Source organism: Paenibacillus sp. SSG-1 (genome assembly GCF_002224835.1).
GTDB classification, from domain to species: domain Bacteria; phylum Bacillota; class Bacilli; order Paenibacillales; family Paenibacillaceae; genus Paenibacillus_AQ; species Paenibacillus_AQ favisporus.
The window spans coordinates 2,200,683-2,218,340 of the sequence record NZ_MBRK01000001.1; the positions used below are offsets into that span (position 1 = coordinate 2,200,683).

General features: G+C 53.1%; 15 protein-coding genes. 12 read left to right on the forward strand and 3 right to left on the reverse strand.

The genetic code is table 11. From position 1 onward, the window contains the following. Positions 1-73 precede the first annotated feature (73 nt). From BCV73_RS10325 to BCV73_RS10350, 6 genes are all read left to right on the forward strand, one after another. A complete protein-coding gene (locus BCV73_RS10325) occupies positions 74-1,699 on the forward strand; it encodes an extracellular solute-binding protein (protein ID WP_089547021.1) in 1,626 nt (541 codons plus the stop codon). A 58-nt stretch (positions 1,700-1,757) separates the two neighbouring features. Further along, on the forward strand, positions 1,758-2,681 hold the full coding sequence (locus tag BCV73_RS10330; RefSeq protein WP_076166645.1) for an ABC transporter permease: 924 nt from the start codon (positions 1,758-1,760) through the stop codon (positions 2,679-2,681). A gap of 67 nt (positions 2,682-2,748) precedes the next feature. Then, positions 2,749-3,573: a carbohydrate ABC transporter permease gene (locus BCV73_RS10335; protein ID WP_076169368.1), complete on the forward strand. Its 825-nt coding sequence runs from the start codon at positions 2,749-2,751 to the stop codon at positions 3,571-3,573. 48 nt (positions 3,574-3,621) lie between these two features. Further along, positions 3,622-4,746: a glycoside hydrolase family 88 protein gene (locus tag BCV73_RS10340; protein WP_089547022.1), complete on the forward strand. Its 1,125-nt coding sequence runs from the start codon at positions 3,622-3,624 to the stop codon at positions 4,744-4,746. A 239-nt stretch (positions 4,747-4,985) separates the two neighbouring features. Continuing rightward, on the forward strand, positions 4,986-7,334 hold the full coding sequence (locus tag BCV73_RS10345) for a helix-turn-helix domain-containing protein (protein ID WP_256992808.1): 2,349 nt from the start codon (positions 4,986-4,988) through the stop codon (positions 7,332-7,334). 23 nt (positions 7,335-7,357) lie between these two features. Beyond that, positions 7,358-9,031: an extracellular solute-binding protein gene (locus tag BCV73_RS10350; RefSeq protein WP_343219892.1), complete on the forward strand. Its 1,674-nt coding sequence runs from the start codon at positions 7,358-7,360 to the stop codon at positions 9,029-9,031. 24 nt (positions 9,032-9,055) lie between these two features. On the opposite strand, the gene BCV73_RS10355 is transcribed toward BCV73_RS10350, so the two are convergent. Continuing rightward, entirely contained in the window at positions 9,056-9,484 is a 429-nt protein-coding gene (locus BCV73_RS10355; RefSeq protein WP_089547024.1) for a hypothetical protein, read from the reverse strand. A gap of 343 nt (positions 9,485-9,827) precedes the next feature. On the opposite strand from BCV73_RS10355, the gene BCV73_RS10360 reads away from it, so the two are divergent. The 3 genes from BCV73_RS10360 (at position 9,828) to BCV73_RS10370 (ending at position 12,791) form a co-directional block, all read left to right on the forward strand. Continuing rightward, the gene (locus tag BCV73_RS10360) at positions 9,828-10,574 is read left to right on the forward strand and encodes an arylamine N-acetyltransferase family protein (protein WP_218828122.1); all 747 of its coding nucleotides are present in this window, start codon (positions 9,828-9,830) and stop codon (positions 10,572-10,574) included. Between the two features lie 161 nt (positions 10,575-10,735). Next, complete coding sequence (proP, locus tag BCV73_RS10365; RefSeq protein ID WP_089547026.1) at positions 10,736-12,235, forward strand: glycine betaine/L-proline transporter ProP; 1,500 nt, start codon at positions 10,736-10,738, stop codon at positions 12,233-12,235. Positions 12,236-12,479: 244 nt separating this feature from the next. Beyond that, on the forward strand, positions 12,480-12,791 hold the full coding sequence (locus BCV73_RS10370) for a hypothetical protein (RefSeq protein ID WP_076166622.1): 312 nt from the start codon (positions 12,480-12,482) through the stop codon (positions 12,789-12,791). 73 nt (positions 12,792-12,864) lie between these two features. Here the strand turns inward: BCV73_RS10370 and BCV73_RS10375 are convergent, their stop codons facing one another. Further along, positions 12,865-13,734, reverse strand: a complete 870-nt coding sequence (locus BCV73_RS10375) for a pentapeptide repeat-containing protein (RefSeq protein ID WP_256992809.1) — start codon at positions 13,732-13,734, stop codon at positions 12,865-12,867. 197 nt (positions 13,735-13,931) lie between these two features. On the opposite strand from BCV73_RS10375, the gene BCV73_RS10380 reads away from it, so the two are divergent. Continuing rightward, the gene (locus BCV73_RS10380; RefSeq protein WP_089547028.1) at positions 13,932-14,684 is read left to right on the forward strand and encodes an SDR family oxidoreductase; all 753 of its coding nucleotides are present in this window, start codon (positions 13,932-13,934) and stop codon (positions 14,682-14,684) included. Positions 14,685-14,748: 64 nt separating this feature from the next. On the opposite strand, the gene BCV73_RS34765 is transcribed toward BCV73_RS10380, so the two are convergent. Then, entirely contained in the window at positions 14,749-14,904 is a 156-nt protein-coding gene (locus BCV73_RS34765; protein ID WP_076166611.1) for an aspartyl-phosphate phosphatase Spo0E family protein, read from the reverse strand. A gap of 321 nt (positions 14,905-15,225) precedes the next feature. Between BCV73_RS34765 and BCV73_RS10390 the strand changes: the two genes are divergently transcribed. Then, on the forward strand, positions 15,226-15,417 hold the full coding sequence (locus BCV73_RS10390; protein WP_089547029.1) for a hypothetical protein: 192 nt from the start codon (positions 15,226-15,228) through the stop codon (positions 15,415-15,417). 248 nt (positions 15,418-15,665) lie between these two features. Next, positions 15,666-17,546 carry a WG repeat-containing protein gene (locus BCV73_RS10395; RefSeq protein WP_179231947.1) on the forward strand — a complete coding sequence of 627 codons (1,881 nt, stop codon included), beginning with the start codon at positions 15,666-15,668 and terminating at the stop codon, positions 17,544-17,546. The last annotated feature ends 112 nt before the right edge of the window (positions 17,547-17,658 follow it).

Here is a 17,658-nt window from a genome sequence, read left to right on the forward strand (position 1 = left end):
CATATCCGGTGGAACGCTGCTTCGATAGTCTGAAAGGGCAAGATTCACCACATATCAAATGGAGGTTGTAGGCATGAGAAAAATCGCAGCTGCGGGTCTGATCATCGCGATGCTGGGCAGTGTGCTGGCGGGCTGTTCATCCGGCGGCAAGAGCGGCGAAGATGCGGCAAAGGGGGCAAGTCCGGGAGGAGCGGCCGAATCGGCGACCTACCCATTAAAAACCGATGAGAAGCTGTCCTACTGGGGTGAGATCAACGGCAACCTGGTCGGAATCAAGGCGACGCATGACGAAATTCCTTTCTTTCAGAAATGGCAGGAAAAAACCGGGGTACCGCTCGAGTTCACCGCGCCGCCGACCGGCCAAGTTAAGGAAGCCTTCAACGTCATGCTGGCCTCGGGGGATTTGCCGGATATGATCGAATACAACTTTATCGGCGATTTTCCCGGCGGACCGGAAAAGGCGATCAAGGACGGTTACATTTTGAAGCTGAACGATCTGATCGACAAGTATGCTCCAAACCTGAAAAAGTACCTTCAGGAGCATCCCGACATCGACAAAATGGTCAAAACGGACAGCGGCAGCTATTACGCTTTCCCGTTCATCCGGGGCGACGAATACCTGCGCGTATTCCAGGGACCGATTATCCGGAAGGACTGGCTGGATGAGCTGGGTCTGCCGGTGCCGGAAACGATCGATGAATGGACGGCGACGCTGAGAGCCTTCAAAGAGAAAAAAGGGGCGGCCGCACCGTTTTCGGTAGTGAGCAAGCCGCGCTTTTTCAATGAATCCGGCAACGGCGCATTTATTGGTGCCTTCGGTGTGAACCGCGGGTTCTATCAGGAAGACGGGAAGGTCAAATTCGGCCCCGCTGAGCCCGGCTTTAAAGAGTATTTGAAACTGTTCCATGACTGGTATAAAGAAGGCTTGATCGACAAAAACATCGCGACGGCGGACACGAAGGCAGTCGACGGCAACATGGCATCCGGCGCTACCGGGGCCACGATCGGCAACGCCGGAGGAGGCATCGGCAAATGGCAGCCGCTCGTTGAGGCAAACGATCCGAAAGCCGTGCTTGTTGCGGCGCCTTATCCGGTGCTGAACAAAGGGGACAAGCCCAAATTCGGACAGCTGAACCAGGCCTACGCGTCCGAAGGAACGGTAGCGGTCACGACCGCAGCGAAAGATCCCACGCTCGCGGTGCGTATGCTCGATTACGGGTACAGCGAGGAAGGACATATGTTCTTCAACTTCGGTGAGGAAGGCGTCAGCTACAACATGGAGAACGGCTATCCGAAATTTACCGATCTCTTGATGAAAAATCCGGACAAGCTCGCTCCCGCCCAGGCGATATCCCTGTATGCTCGCAGCAGCTATAACGGGCCGTTCGTGCAGGATAAGCGTTACGCGGAGCAGTTCTTTGCGCTCCAGACGCAGCGGGATGCGGTGGAGGTTTGGAAAAACACCGATGCGGCGAAGTACAACCTGCCATCCATTACGCCGACGCCGGATGAAAGCTCCGAGTATGCCACCATCATGAATGATATCAACACGCTGGTGGATGAAATGACGATCAAGATCATTCTCGGCTCCGAGCCGGTCGATCAATATGACAGTTATGTCGCTAAGATGAAGTCGCTGGGATTGGACCGGGCGATCGAAATTCAAACGGCGGCGCTGCAGCGTTACAACAGCCGGTAAGCACAAGGGAAGGGGAGGGCTTGCTCTCCCCCTAATATAATCGAGGTGAACTTCAGGCATGGCAAATCGGCAATCGTTTCGAAGCCGGCTCGTTCGTGATTTTGTGCTCAACAAGTATTTATACATCATGATGCTGCCGGTGATCGCCTATTATTTGGTCTTTCATTATGCACCCATGTACGGGGCGCTGATCGCGTTCAAAGATTATTCGCCCATGAAGGGCATTCTGGGCAGCGACTGGGTCGGATTGAAGCATTTTCATGACTTTTTCGGCAGCTACTATTTTTGGAGAATTTTAAAAAATACGATCTTGATCAGCCTCTATACGCTGGTTTTTGAGTTCCCGGCGCCGATCATACTGGCACTCCTGATCAACGAAGTACGCAAGAAGAAATTCAAACGCGTCGTCCAGACGATCACGTATATGCCGTATTTTATTTCGCTCGTCGTCATTTGCGGCATCATCACCGATTTTACGAACGCGGATGGGCTCATCAACCGCCTGTTCATGTTCCTGGGCTATGATGGCCAGGCCATGCTGCAAAAGCCCGATCTGTTCCGGCCCATCTACGTGCTGTCCGAAATCTGGCAGCGGATCGGCTGGGAATCGATCATTTATATCGCTGCGCTCATGAGCATTGATCTGGAGCAGTACGAAGCAGCCCGGATCGACGGGGCCAGCCGTTTGAAGCAGATGCTGTACATTACGCTGCCCGGGCTGCTGCCGACCATTATGATCATGTTCATTCTCCGGATGGGGAACCTGCTCAACGTCGGGTTTGAAAAGATCATTCTTCTATATAACCCGGTTACGTACGAAACGGCGGACGTCATCTCCTCCTTCGTATACCGCAAGGGCCTGCTGGAGTTCGGCTGGAGCTACAGTTCCGCCGTCGGTTTGTTCAACTCGGTCATCAATCTCGTCCTCCTGATTACGGCCAACGCCATCAGCCGGAGGGTGAGCCAAAACAGCCTATGGTGAGGTGGTAAGCTTGAAAACAGAGAGCGGTTGGGGTGACCGCATATTCAATGTCATCAATTATGCCCTGATGATTTTTCTGGTCGTCGTGACCTTGTATCCGCTGGTGTATGTATTGTTCGCTTCGTTCAGCGATTCGGCCCGGCTGCTCGGCCACAAGGGCTTTCTGTGGCGTCCGCTCGGCTTCAGCCTCGACGCCTATAAGAGCGTGCTGGACAACCCGGGCATCGGCATCGGTTTTCGCAATACACTGTTCATTCTGGTATTCGGGGTAGCGGTAAATCTGCTGCTCACCTCGATGGGCGCTTATGTCCTTTCGCGCAAAAACGTGATGTGGAACAAGGTGTTCATGTTCATTATCGTGTTCACCATGTTCTTCAGCGGCGGTCTGATCCCGCTGTATCTCGTCGTCAAAGGCGTGGGACTGCTGGACACGCTGTGGTCCACGATCGTTCCGTTCGCCGTCAGCACGTTTAACCTGATCATCATGCGCACGGCCTTCATGGGCATTCCGGACAGCCTGGAGGAATCGGCCAAAATCGACGGCGCGAATCATTTCACCATTTTGTTCCGGATTATCATCCCGTTGTCCATGCCGGTCATCGCTGTCATGATTCTCTATTATGCGGTGGACAAGTGGAACGGATGGTTCTACGCGTCGGTGTTTATCAAAGACAGAAACCTGTTTCCCCTGCAGCTGGTGCTGCGTGAAATTCTGATCTCCAACTCGACCGACAGCATGTCATCGGGCGCTTCGGCGGGAGACCGGTTCCAAATCGGGGAAACGATCAAATACGCAACGATTATGGTGGCGACCGTGCCTATTCTGTGCGTGTATCCGTTCCTGCAGCGGTTTTTCGTGAAAGGAGTCATGGTCGGCTCGCTGAAGGGCTGATGCATGTAACTGCGAAACAGATGTTGTTCAGATCAAGGAGGTCTTCGCATGAAGGACTGTGAAACAGTTAAGCAGGAGATGTGGCGGCAGATCGTCCGCAAGGCGGGACAAATGCTGGAACGAATCGGAGACAAATCGCCGCATGCCGCAGGCCAAGACGGAAAATACGATGATATGCGGATCGATTGGTGGACTTCGGGCTTTTGGCCGGGGATGCTGTGGCTGATGTACGACATGACCGGTGAGGATAAATACCGGGAGGCTGCCTGGAACTGGGATGAACGGTTGTCGGAGCTGTGGCTCGCCCCTAATCATTATGATCATGACGTCGGTTTTCAGTTTTTGCCGACCGCGGTCATCAAGCATAAGCTGACCGGAGATGAAGACGCGGCAAGACGCGCGCTCCTTGCAGCCGGCTTCCTGGCAGGGCGCTTCAACCCTGCCGGCCGGTTCATCCGCGCTTGGAACGGCGACAAGACCGGCTGGTCGATCATCGATACGATGATGAATCTGTCGCTGTTGTTCTGGGCATCGGAAGAGAGCGGAGACCCGCGGTATGCACATATCGCAGGGCAGCATGCGGATACGGTCGTCCGCCATTTCGTCCGAGCGGACGGGTCCGTGCATCATATCATCCGGTTTGATGCCGAAACCGGCGAAGCCGCGGAAGCGATCGGCGGACAGGGCTTTGCGCCGGATTCGGCCTGGAGCAGGGGGGCGGCCTGGGCACTATACGGTCTAACGAATGCGTATCGTTATACGGACCGTCCGGATTACCTTGCGGCAGCCCAGCGGGTGGCGAACTTTTTTATCGCGCATCTGCCCGAGGATGCCGTGCCGTACTGGGATTTTCGTGCGGAAGCCGTGGAGGCCGAGGGCGGCATCGTGCGAGACAGCTCGGCCGGCGCCATCGCGGCGTCCGGATTGCTGGAGCTCGCGGAGGTGCTTGGCGATATCCGGGGAAGGGGATATCTTGATGCCGCGCAGCGGATTCTGCATTCCCTGTACACGGCGTACGGAACATGGAATGATCCGGATCATGAGGCCGTCCTGCTGCACGGAACCGGCCATAAGCCGGTATCACAAAACGTTGATGTATCTCTTATTTACGGCGACTACTTTTTTATTGAGGCGGCCGCCAAACTGAACGGATGGAAGCACCGGATCTTTTAAAAAGATACGTATAGCGAGTTGATGCCGGGTGCATGACCGCCTGTCCATTCATCCACATGAGCCTGGGTAGACCGTGAGGTCTCCCGAGGCTTTTTCGCGTTAATTCCGCATCCAGCCAGGGATATTACGCTTTTTATCAACCGGATTGCACTTTTTATCTATACGCATCCCAGGCGATATTCGATATAATGGGTGTCTAATCAATCGAGACAAACTATTGAAGTATGGGTGATGGTCTTTTGCTGAACATTCAAAACCTATGGCGGAAACGGGAGAGCATCATTGTCACCTGGCTCGTATCATACAGCGCGGTGCTGTTTGTTCCGATCGTCATCAGCCTGGTGATCTACGCCCAGGCCAGCCATGCGCTGAAGAGCGAAATCCACCGGGCCAACGATTCGCTCCTGAAGCAGATGAGGTACACAATCGATAATCAGATCGATCTGATGAAGCGGTTGAATATGGAAATGACATGGAGCCCGAATTTGCAGCATCTGATGTATTCCAGCATGCCGGCTCAGGAAGTGCCCTACACGGCATACCAGCTGGTGAATGAGTTCAGGCTGTTTAAAACGTCGTATGCTTCCATTGACGAGTTTTACGTTGTTTCCAGACGGGACGGCTCGGTGTACAGGTCCGGCAATATCCGCGACTTGAAATCCGCTTTCTATACAATTCACCAAACCGGTGCGCTCACATTCGAGCAATGGAAGAGCGAAGTATTGAATGGGACGAGCAATTCCTTCATCGTGCTTCCCCATGCCAATGCGGCTGATGAACATACGGCAATCGCCTATATTACGCAGCTGCCGAAAGACATGAACGGACGGAGCACAGGCAGCGTAGTGGTCATGTCCGATACCCGCCGGTTCCAGGAAGCGGTGGAGGGCATTTCGGGTTTCAGCGGAGCGACGCTGCTCATTTTAAACCATAACAACGAGATTCTGATGTCCAACCATCCGGATTCGGAGGGGCTGTCGCCATTTCTGAATGGTAAGCGGATTCAAACGGATTCCGCGCAGGCTGGAACGTCGGAACTGTTCTCAATCAACTCCTCTGTCTCGGACCTGAAGTACGCCCTGATCATCCCGAGCGGAATCTATTGGGAAAAGGCGGAATATGTCCGTAATTTTACGTATGTCAGCATACTCGTAAGCCTGGCGGGTGCCGGCGTTCTGACCTGGTTTTTTATGCGCCGCAACTATTCGCCTGTACAGCAGCTGGTCGAGTCCCTCAAGGATGAGAACACCGACCGTGGTTATGCCGATGCGAACGAGTTCCGGTTCATCCAGAAAGTCGTCACCCGCACCCGCACTGAAAATGACGAGATTTCCATGCAGCTGCAGAAGCACCAGCAGGTACTGAGGTCTAACATGCTCAACCGGCTGCTGAAAGGCAAACCGGATACGCTGGTACCCTATGAGGAGGCATTTCGCTCATTTCAGATGAAGCAGGTATCCACGGAATTTGCCGTCATTCTGTTCGTGATCGAGAACGAAGACAAGCTGTACGAATTTTTGCCGGGCATCGACATGAATGAACGGAGTAAGCTGATCCATCTGATCATATCCAATGTCGTGGAAGAGCTGGCGCAAAAGCAGGGACATGCCGGGTATGTGGTCGAAACGGATGACATGATGGCCTGCCTTGTCAATTTGAAAGCGGATACTTCCGGTTGGGAGCACGATCTTCATGAGATCGCGGCCGAGGCGCAGCGCTTTCTGGAGCGGTATGATATGGAACTGACCATCTCACTGAGCGGACGCCATGCTTCCTGGATCGGCATCTCCGAGGCATACCGGGAGGCGGTCGACGCGATGGAATACAAAATGGTCCTCGGCAAAAAAGGGATCATCGCATACGAGGACATCCGTGCCGACAGCACAGCAGACATCGGTTACGGCTATTATTATCCGCTTCAAATCGAGCAGCAGCTAATTAATGTGATCAAGGCGGGGGACCTGGATGAGGCCGCATCGTGTATGAACGAGATCATTGAGAAAAATCTGGACAAGCCTGTCATGCCGCTCACACTGGCAAGATGCCTGATGTTCAATCTCGTCGGGACGATGATCAAGGCAATCAACGAGCTGGGCGAAGGGAGCGGCGGCATCACGCTTGCTGACAACCCGCGCTGGATCGACGATATTATGGCATGCGGCACTCTTCGGGAAATGCAGGAGAAGCTGCAGTCCCTCCTTCAGGAAGTGTGTGCCTACGCATCAGCTAAACGTTCGTCCCACGTATCCAGGGAGCGGGAGGATTCCCTGCGGAACCTGATTGAGGAAGTCCACCAGTATATCCAAGCGAATTACATGGACATGAACTTAAACGTCAACGCGATCGGCGAGCATTTTCAGTTGAAGGGGAGCTATCTGTCGAAGCTGTATAAGACCCAGACGGGCGAAGGCATACTGGACAGCATTCATAAATACCGGATCGAGCAGGCGAAACGGCTAATGCGGACCAAGCCCGAGTCGGTCAGCGAGATATCCAGGCAGATCGGGTACAACGACCCCGCGACCTTCATCCGGGTGTTCAAAAAATACGAAGGCATTACGCCAGGCAAGTACAAAGAAATTATTTGATGTTTTATTTTCGGGAGGTACCTATGAAGTGGAAAGGTAAAAGGAGAGCGGCGGTGTGGGGATGGCTGGCTTTCATGGTCCTGCTGATGGCGGTACTGCCGGCTTGCGATCGTGAGCGGATGACGCAGACGGCAAGTTCACTGCCGACTGCCGAAACAACGCTGATGGCGGGAGGAGGCAAAGGTTCGTCCGCCTCGGATGCCAAGCTGACCTATTGGGCTGAACTGAACGGCAACGCGGCGGGGATCAAGTCCACCTTTAACCAGGTGCCGTTCTTTCAGGAATGGCAGCGGAGAACCGGCGTCCAGCTGACGTTCATCCAGCCTCCGGCCAACCAGGCGAAGGAAGCGATCAGCGTGCTGCTTGCATCAGGCGATCTGCCGGATATGATGGAGTATGAATGGATCAATTATCCGGGGGGACCGGAGAAGGCGATCAACGACGGCTATATTCTACGCCTGAACGAAGCCATCGATCAGTACGCCCCGAACTTGAAGCGGTACCTGAAGGCGCATCCCGATATCGATATGCAAATCCGTACAGCCGGAGGCAGCTACTACGCATTCCCGTTTATCCAGGGAGACGACAAGCTGCGGACTTACCAGGGGCCGATTATCCGCAAGGATTGGCTGGATGAGCTGGGCCTGGACGTGCCTGTGACGATCGACGATTGGCATACAGTGCTCAAGGCGTTCAAGGAAAAGAAAGGCGCCGAAGCGCCGCTTACCTTCCTTGGCGTACCGAATCCGCTCTTTGGCATCGAGGGCGGAGGGTTTATCGGCGCATTCGGAATTAAGAAAGGCTTTTACCAAGAGGAGGGAAAAGTCAAGTTCGGCCCGGTTGAGCCGGGGTATAAACAATTTCTGTCACTGTTCCGGCAGTGGTACGCGGAAGGGCTGATCGACCCGAACTTTGCTGCCGTGGACTCTGAAACGCAGGACACGAGCATGATCCTGAGCCGGAGCGGTGCTGGCATTTGGAATGCGGGCGCCGGCATCGGCACGTGGCTGCCTGTTATGAAAGCGCAGGATTCGTCGGTGGAGCTCGTCCCGGCGCCCTATCCGGTGCTTCAACGCGGGGACCGGCCCGAATTCGGGCAGCTGGCCCCGGCTGTCGGATCCAGCGGGGTGGCGATTTCCGCGAAGAGCAAGCATGTCGAAGAAGCGGTCAAGATGCTGGACTACGGGTACGGACCGGAAGGACATCTGCTCTTTAATTTCGGCATCGAAGGGGTCAGCTACGAAATGAAGGACGGGTATCCGGTGTATACGGACGTTATTTTGCACAACCCGGATAAGCTGGCGCCGTCACAGGCGCTGGCGATGTACACCAGGGCAAGTTATTTCGGACCTTTCGTCCAGGATATCCGTTACATGGAACAGTATTATTCCCTTCCGGAGCAGAAGGAGGCGGTCCGGGTGTGGTCCGACACGGATGCGGCGCTTCATACGCTGCCTGCGCTTCCGACCACGGAGAAGGAGAGCACCGAGCTGGCGGTGATCATGCAGGAAGTCAACAAGGCCGTAACCGAAATGTCGTTGAAGATCATTATGGGCATGGAGCCGGTATCCGCTTTTGATGAATACGTAAAAAAAATCCGGCTGATGGATATCCAGCGTGCCATCGGTATTGAGCAGCAGGCGCTGGACCGTTATCGCGCATCCGTATCCAAAACAGGCGGGAACACTACCGGTTGATCGTGGAACGGGCTGTCCCGAAACCTACGATTTTATGCCTTTCCTGATAGCCGGCAACTGCGCTGACAAGAACGTGTTAAAGGCAATATAGAACGGAAACACAATCATTTCGAACATGAATATCAAGCCGGTGACCGGAGCGGGATCATCTCCCGGATTCGTCAGCGGAAACAGCATGCTGAAGCCCCAAATCCACAGGATGAAATACGGGATCCACAGAACGGCAGCGGCATAAGCGGATTTACGGCCGGAAACGAGACGCTTGCTCAGCCAATAGCAGAGGATCAGTGATACGGCCAACAGGGCCAGATTCGCCCAGTTCAATGCATGATAGATGCCGGTCCAATTCGTGATTCTTTCCAGCCTGTACACGTTGCCCAGACTTTCCGCATGGAGGAAAAAGAGGAAAGCGTAAATACAGCTCATCACATTCAATTTGAAAAAATAGCGCATGAAGGTTCATCTCCCAATTAGTCCAGCGGTTCGCTGGGCTTCATTGCGTTGACAGATAGGCAAGCCGGGAATTGTTCAATGCGGCTGATGCCATGTGATACTACTCTGGCGGCTTTCATAAAGCCTCATCAATTATGGAAAATATAGTCTTCCATTCATTACCATTATACCTGAATCTAATTTGTACCGGTACAGCTGTGATAAATTCGCATTGTCCCGGGAGATCGCTCCCTGTACCTTATTAGTAATGGATTTTTTGTAAGCGCACATAAATCAGCCCGTTTCTAATCAAGATTTCACATTCGGAAATGAGGAGAGAAGAATGTTTAACCTGCAAAAATACATGAGTAAACTGGGTATGACCTATCACATCGACATTATGCCCGATCTGAAGCTCCTTCGTGAACTGCAATATCGGCACGTCATGCATATTCCTTTTGAAAACCTAGATATCATGGATGGGGTCCCTTTGTCGATGAATCCGGACATTCTCTTCAACAAGATCATTGAAGGCCGCCGCGGAGGCGTATGCTACGAATTGAACGGGTTGTTTCACAACCTTCTCAAAGCGCTTGGATTCAGCGTATCGATGACTGCCTGTACCGTCAAGCAGGAGGAAGGTTGGTTTATCGACGGAACCCATGCCGTAAATGTCGTTCACCTTCCGGGTGGAGATTACCTCGTGGATGTTGGTTTTGGCGGCCGAAGCCCCCGAGTGCCGGTTCCGCTGAACGGCGAATGGACTGAGGACTGGGATGGAAAATGGCGCATACGTCCATATACAGAAGAGCAGGACCGATTGGTTTTGGAGAAGGAAACCCCAGAGGAGTGGGAGATGCTGTACCAGTTGGACAGGGAGCCGCGACTGCTGGAAGATTTCAAAGCGGTGTTCGATATGACGCAGTACGGGCACGAATCGAAATTCAATAAAATACGGGTGGCAATGATTCAGACGGAGCAGGGACGCGTTACGCTGAGCGGAAACTCTTTAACCCGGGTAAACGGAGAGATGAAATCTAAAGAGGACGTCGAGCCGGAACAGATAGGGCAGGTGCTGCGTGAGCTGTTCCATATTGAATGGAAGGAATGACGGTTCATTATCAGCCGGTCTCGTGAGTAGCCTGTATTGAGGCCAAGAAGACTGACTACGTTCACGAAGGGGGCTGGCCGACTCATCGATGAATTGGTGCAAGGCTTCGGGCGAATACTAGTTTGGTCAAGGTATTTTCGCTTGCAGAGGAGTCTTCGATTATGGACAGCAACAATCACGAGAAAAGTAAATGGGCGCTGCCTTTCCGAAAAAAATCCGGACCCCGGCTTCATAAGGACGATATCACGGTCGTGGACACCGGCAACGCCAAGAAGGCCGTCGTCGCCACCGCATTGGGAAATGCCATGGAATGGTTCGACATCGGGATCTACTCTTATTTGGCCGTCATTATGGGCAAGGTGTTTTTCCCGGAGATGACGGGTTCCATCCAGCTGATTTATACCTTTGCCACGTTTTCCATCGCCTTTCTCGTCAGGCCGTTCGGCGGTTTGTTTTTTGGGAGGCTGGGGGACAGGCTTGGCCGGAAAAAAGTGCTCACCATCACGTTGGTCATGATGGCGGTGTCTACGCTGTGCATCGGCCTCATCCCGAGCTACGCATCGATCGGCATTACCGCTTCGGTGCTGCTGCTGCTGGCCCGCCTGGTCCAGGGCTTCTCCACCGGGGGAGAGTATTCGGGCGCCATGACCTTCATTGCCGAATCCACGCCCGATAAACGCCGCGGATTTATGGCGAGCGGTCTGGAAGTGGGCACCCTGGTGGGGTACATTGCCGGATCCGGGTTGGTGACGCTGCTTAGCTACCTGCTCGGACCCGACCGGATGCTGGCTTGGGGCTGGAGGATTCCTTTTTTTATCGCGGCTCCGATCGGCTTGGTCGGCCTGTACCTGCGGAATCATCTCGAAGAAACTCCCGCCTTTGAGGCGATGGAGAAAGCAGCCCAAGATGAAGGGAGGCAGAAAGTGCCATTCCGGGAACTGTTAAAGGTTCAGTGGAGAGTCGTCCTGCTCTGCATCGTCATGGTGTGTTCCTTTAATGTCGTTGACTATATGGTATTGTCTTACATGCCATCGCATCTTACCGCGGTGCTCGGTTACGGGGAAACGGAAGGGCTGCTGCTCATCCTTATTGTCATGTTTATCATGATCCCGATTGTGCTGTTCATGGGTTACTTCAGCGACCGGATCGGGAACAAGCGCATCATCCAAGGCGGTCTGCTGGGGCTGATCGTGCTCTCGCTGCCGGCGTTTTGGTGGATCGGCAGCGGTAAGGGAGGGATGGTCTTTCTCGGTCTGCTGTGCCTCGCCGTGCTGCTGACCTGCTTTGAAGGCACCATGCCGTCCGTGCTTCCGGCTTTGTTTTTTACCAAGGTCCGATATGGGGCCCTGGCGATTACTTATAATATTTCAGCATCCCTGTTCGGCGGGACCACTCCGCTTGTCATGGCTTGGCTGATCAATCTGACCGGGGAACCTCTGGTTCCGGCGTATTATTTGATCGCGGTGTCGCTTATCGGCTTCGTCATCGTGACCATGTGGTTCACCGAGACCTCGGGCCGGTCACTGCGCGGTTCTGCGCCCGCGGTGGAGAAGCCGCACGAAGTTCATGAGGTGCTTCAAGAGCCGGAGGAAGCGCTGTGGTGGCATGAGGAGCAGTCGGCCATCCACGATCAGCTGTCCGATTCAGATCCGACACGTTAAGGAAATAAGGATTTCGTTATGAAATATATAAATCTAAAAAAGGCGCTGGAACAAGGGTTCCGGCGTCTTTTTTGCTTCTTTTTCCAAATATTTTTGTGAAAGCCTTTTCAACAGTGTTTAAATATGTTATCTTTGAGGTAATCTAATTGTGTCTAAATTGTGAAAGCAATTTGTCGAAATTGTGAATCATCGCTGATCCATAGCGTATGATATAGCATCCAATGTTTTTAAGGAGGAATTCATCATGACCTTTTTACTGCTGAGTGTGTTTACCGCTGCGTTGATCGGTGTGTTGTTCTTCGGGAAGAAGCACGAGGTGTTGATTGCCAACGTCATGAATACATTGCTGCTCACGGGTCTTGCGATTGCGTCCGGAATGCATTTGAGCTCTGGCGGCTTGTTCTATCTGATTCTGATTTTCTACTACGTGGTGCCGATGTATGCTGTCATTACGCTGTTTGGTGTCATGAAGAAGAACAACAAGAAGAAGCAGAAGGACGTATTTATCAGTTCCTTTGAGCCGTCCCTCCCCGATTTGCGTGGAGAACGCGCCTAATATCCATTAATAATTAACCGCTGGGACAACGAGGTTCCAGCGGTTGTTTTATTTTGTGCACTCTTGGCAGGCTCTAGGTCCAGTGAAAAGGTCGCTCCAAAGCTGCCGGAATTTTGGTAGCTGCGTTCCCTTTGGCGGCATTGATCTGGAACTGAGTCAGAAAAAGGCTTCCGCTCAAGTCCGCGCCGCGGATGTCTGCGTCCCGGAAGTCGGCGCCGATGAGATCCGTGATCCGGAGGTCTGCGTCCCGAAGGTCCGCCGCGATCAAATATGCGCCTCTAAAGCTCTGGAATTTGAGATCGGCGCCTTTCAGCTTGGCGCCGATCAGATCCGCCCCGCGTCCCTTCAGGTTCTTACGAGAAGACGGTCCCTTGTAACGTCGGCGTGCCTCCTCCCGAACGAGTTCACTGGTCTTAAGGAGCAGGAGGTTTACTTCGGCCCGGTGAGCGGGAATATCCAGCTTCAATATTTCTTTTGGCGGAAGTTCGGTGAGACGCTGCGTTTCATGCAGCTGCGTTCGAAGCTCCTCGTGGATCAGGTGGGCGTCTGCATGGCTTAGCGCTTCGCTTAAATAGGCCAGAAGCTCGTGCAGCTGACGCATGACGGGAAACACTTCGAACATTTGCTTCGCCGTCTCCGGCGCTTGGCGCCAGTCTATGCCGCTATAAGTAAACTGGGAAACTTTTTGTCCGGCTCCGAAACAGTCATAAACGGTACATCCGCGAAATCCCTTTTGGCGCAGGCTGTTATGAATACCGCAGCGGAAATCGGATTGCAGATGGCGGCAGGGCTCTCCCGCCTGCTTGTCCATGGCAAAGTCGGATGAGGCGGCAAAAGGGAGGGAAACGCAGCACAGGCCGAAGCATTTCTCGCAGTCTGCCTTCAGGGCAGCTCGTCCAAAGTCTTCTAAGTCTTCAAAATGATAAGGGTTTGATGCACTCAATGTTGATATCTCCTTCATGTAAAATCAGTCCGGTTTTCTTTTTACCTATCGTTATCTTACAATAAATTGAAGCATTTATCGATGACGTGATGCTTATCAGCCTGAAGCTTTCGCCAGATTTATTGATACATGGAATCGAGCGGAGATTGGACAACTTATCATCGTGAACTAATTTATCCAGCGGGAGTGATGGAGAAATGAAGATTAGCGGAAATACGATACTCATTACCGGCGGCGGATCCGGAATCGGGCTGGCCTTGGCGGAGCGGTTCGTTCAGGCGGGTAACACCGTGATCATTTGTGGGCGCCGCGCAGACAAGCTTCAGGAGCTGAAGGAACGTTACCCGGATATCCATACGGTGGCTTGTGACCTTTCTGTGGAGTCTCACCGGCTCGAATTGTTCCGAAAGGTGACGTCCGAGTTTCCGGGTTTGAACGTTCTCATCAATAATGCAGGCATTCAGCAGCGGGTTCATTTGCTCGAAGCGGAGAAAGAGTGGGAGTATTACCGTCAGGAAATTTCAATTAATGTAGATGCGCCGATTCATTTAACGCTGTTGTTTATGCCTCACTTGTTAAAACAACCGGATCCGGTCATCATCAATGTCACCTCGGGGTTGTCCATTACGCCGGGAGCCTGGGTTCCGATTTACAGCTCTACCAAGGCCGCGCTCCATTCCTTTACCGTTAGTCTCCGGATTCAGCTGGCTCAATCGAACGCCAAGGTGATCGAAGTGCTGCCGCCTGCGGTCAACACCGATCTTGGCGGGGCGGGACTTCACACGTTCGGCGCGCCTCTTGACGAGTTTGCTGACTCGGTATTCAGGGATCTGCAAACCGGTAAAGAGGAGATTGGTTATGGCGGTACGGAAGAGAGGCTGCATCTGTCGGCGATACAGGCAAGAGAGACGGCAGCCCGGATGTATGCTGGCTTCCGGTCAGGTACATAACATCTTGCACAGGATGCAGAACAGGAAGAGGACCTGCTGACAGGATCAGCAGGTCCTCTTTGGGTTACATGTTTTCTTTTAAAAATTTGTCGTAGTCGTTTAATGCCCGGTCTAATTTCTGACTGGCCTTGATCAGCTCCGGATCGGTGAGACATCTGCATACGGACAGTTTATTCAATTCCAACCGAAGCTCTTCAATTTTACGAATAATCTTATCCATGGTTGAACAGCTCCTTAGAAATTTTGCATCCTCTTTGCGCTCGCAGCATGCCGCAACGACAGATGCGTCAACACATTTTTCGATCCAGCACATGTTTTTTGAAAAAGAATGATACTACATTTTTCGCTAAATTCCCCTCAAATCCCTTCCGTGAAGCTGACATATTATCGAAATGTTACCCGATGATGAAATTTTTTTTAGGTTCATAAAACCCTTCCGGCCTGGACAGCGAAATTCGATATAATTGGGTAAAATTTACATGGTATAAAGAACGGGTGTTCGCATATAATAAAAACATACGTTCGGTTAGGAGGGGCTGTCATGTCAGAAAAATATGTTGGGCAAACCGTGGAGATCGTTTATTTAGACCAGGCCGGTAACATTACACAGCGTAAAATCGAAGTGAAAGAGATGCGCGGGAACACCGTCAGGGCAGTATGCCTGAAGACAGGTGCCCCAAGAACCTTCCGGATGGATCGGATTCTGGCATGGCAGGTCGCAAGAACTGCCTAGAACCGGTTAGGACGGCGCCTTAGACGCAGCGTTATTCGCGCACACTGCTGCATCAATAAATTGATTTTTCGAAGAGAACAGAGCCAAAATAAAAAGCCTAACCCGGTATGGGCTATGCTTTCTTTGTATATCATCCATGCCGGGGATATGATAAAGAACAAGTTCGCCGGCTTTCTGTCTCAGTCCTGGCATATCTTCCCACTCTCGGCATACCATTAGGCAAAAGCAAAGAGAGAGGGAGGATACGGATGAACGTAATTGAACCGCAAAGTACGGTACAGCTGGTCAGCACGCATCTGCCGGAAGGGGCTGAGCTGGTTACGATGAATACTCCAGCCGGACAACCTGCCGTGATTGCCGAGGATTTAACTGGGGATCGGGTCCCGGAGATTTCCGCCGTCTATCGGTTGAATGATGCGTTGTACTTACTTGTGCTTCAGTTTAGCGAAGGGGCATGGAGAACGATGGCCAGGATCCAAGGCCCAGGCTATGGAGTCACGCTCTTGACCGCTGCACCGGTAACCAAGCCTGGGCGGAACAACCTGCTCGTAGGCTGGCAGATCGGTTCCATTTGGTCGAAGCTGTCCGTGTATGAGTGGACGGAGTATGGTTTGACGGATGTGGCGCCTGCAGAAATGAGCTACAGCTATATTGACGTGGCGGATTGGCCCGGGCCTGGAGGTCCAGACGGCAGATCCGAGCTCGCACTCTGGATCCACGATACGGGCGAAGCCTACCGGACGGAGGTGCTGCGCTGGCGGGACGGGAGTTTTCACCCGGCAGAAGATGTTTACCCCGCCTATTACCCTGAAGTAGCCCGCTACTATGAACGGATGACCGAATCCTATCCGGATTATCCGTTTTACTGGTACTACCTGGCCGAGGCGCAATATCGGGCCGGGGTCCCGCAGGCGGCACTGCATTCGGTACGAAGAGCATTAGGATTTGCCCAGCCGTATCCTTCCCGGGAAACCCTTTTGACGCTGGAGAGGAAGATCCTGCAGCTGCCCCGCGTGGCGGAGTTGCTGCGGTTTTCGGACCGAACCGCCGAAGGGATTCGGTGGGGGTATATCAACTCGAGCGGTTCGATGGTACTTCCGGCCAGATACGAAGAGGCGGCGGAATTTCAGAAGAACGGCCTTGCCATTGTCCGGGAACGAGGAAAATACGGATTGATCGATCAAGCCGGGATGTGGGTCGTTCCCCCGGTGTATGATTCGATTTCACCGTTTTCGGAACACCGGGCCGTCGTCACGGGCGGCGGCGACTGCAAGCTGATCGATGAACAAGGTAAGGTGGTAACGAAATGCGGGTACTCGTATATCGCCGATATGCGGGAAGGCAGATCCGTATTTCGTGTAGAGGGCAATCAGGGTGAAACGGTACATATCGGCCGTTCCGGCTATCTGGATTCCCAGGGATACGAGATCATCCCGGCAAGATATGAGGAAGCCGGCGATTTTGGCGGTGGAAGAGCCTGGGTCAAAATGAAGGACGGTGCGTACGCACTAATCGGGCTGGACGGCCGCAATCTATACGAATATGAGTTTGAGTATGCCGGTCCTCCCGGCGGCGGATTGCTCGTTTGTCAGCAGCAGGCCGGCGGAAAATACGGCTATATCGATCTGCGCGGCCAAGTCCGTATACAGCCCGCTTTTACCTCGGCATCCCCCTTCCGCCGTCAGCGGGCGATCGTGAACATGGGGGAGGGCGGCACGAAGAGATACGGCGTCATCGATGAATCAGGTCAATTCGTCGTTCCACCTGTATATGACGAGATTCGTGATCTCGGTGAGGAAAGGCTGGGACTCGCACACGCCGTGAATCCGGAGCAGCCGTCCATCGACTTGAACTATGCGATTGCGGATTGGGAGGGCAGGCTGCTGACAGACTTTGCGTATACCCGCGTGTCGGCCTATCAAGATGGTCTGGCATCGGTCACGGATGGGCAGAACACCTTCTTAATCGATTGTAGCGGTGCAGCCGCGCCCGGATATCCAAAGGTGGAAGGCAGCGGCAGCCTGACTTTGAAGGGAGACGGCCTAATTGAAGTCCAAGTTGACCGGCGGATGTCGTATGTAACTCGTGACGGAAGAACCATTTGGCGGGACCAGGATCCTCCCAAATGACTCAGCCCGCCAATCACAATAAACCTTGAATTCGACGAACCGCTGCCTTGAAGGCAAGCGGTTTTTTTAGATTGGAAGGTTCAGGATCGGTTGGGAATAATTTTACATGAGA

Bases quoted from the DNA above. Each gene is read 5' to 3' on its own strand.
- BCV73_RS10325 (WP_089547021.1), top strand. From the start codon at position 74: ATGAGAAAAATCGCAGCTGCGGGTCTGATCATCGCGATGCTGGGCAGT.
- BCV73_RS10390 (WP_089547029.1), top strand. From the start codon at position 15,226: ATGTCAGAAAAATATGTTGGGCAAACCGTGGAGATCGTTTATTTAGAC.
- BCV73_RS34765 (WP_076166611.1), bottom strand. From the start codon at position 14,904: ATGGATAAGATTATTCGTAAAATTGAAGAGCTTCGGTTGGAATTGAAT.
- BCV73_RS10330 (WP_076166645.1), top strand. From the start codon at position 1,758: ATGGCAAATCGGCAATCGTTTCGAAGCCGGCTCGTTCGTGATTTTGTG.
- BCV73_RS10335 (WP_076169368.1), top strand. From the start codon at position 2,749: ATGATTTTTCTGGTCGTCGTGACCTTGTATCCGCTGGTGTATGTATTG.
- BCV73_RS10370 (WP_076166622.1), top strand. From the start codon at position 12,480: ATGACCTTTTTACTGCTGAGTGTGTTTACCGCTGCGTTGATCGGTGTG.
- BCV73_RS10360 (WP_218828122.1), top strand. From the start codon at position 9,828: ATGAGTAAACTGGGTATGACCTATCACATCGACATTATGCCCGATCTG.
- proP (WP_089547026.1), top strand. From the start codon at position 10,736: ATGGACAGCAACAATCACGAGAAAAGTAAATGGGCGCTGCCTTTCCGA.
- BCV73_RS10355 (WP_089547024.1), bottom strand. From the start codon at position 9,484: ATGCGCTATTTTTTCAAATTGAATGTGATGAGCTGTATTTACGCTTTC.
- BCV73_RS10350 (WP_343219892.1), top strand. From the start codon at position 7,358: ATGAAGTGGAAAGGTAAAAGGAGAGCGGCGGTGTGGGGATGGCTGGCT.
- BCV73_RS10340 (WP_089547022.1), top strand. From the start codon at position 3,622: ATGAAGGACTGTGAAACAGTTAAGCAGGAGATGTGGCGGCAGATCGTC.
- BCV73_RS10380 (WP_089547028.1), top strand. From the start codon at position 13,932: ATGAAGATTAGCGGAAATACGATACTCATTACCGGCGGCGGATCCGGA.
- BCV73_RS10395 (WP_179231947.1), top strand. From the start codon at position 15,666: ATGAACGTAATTGAACCGCAAAGTACGGTACAGCTGGTCAGCACGCAT.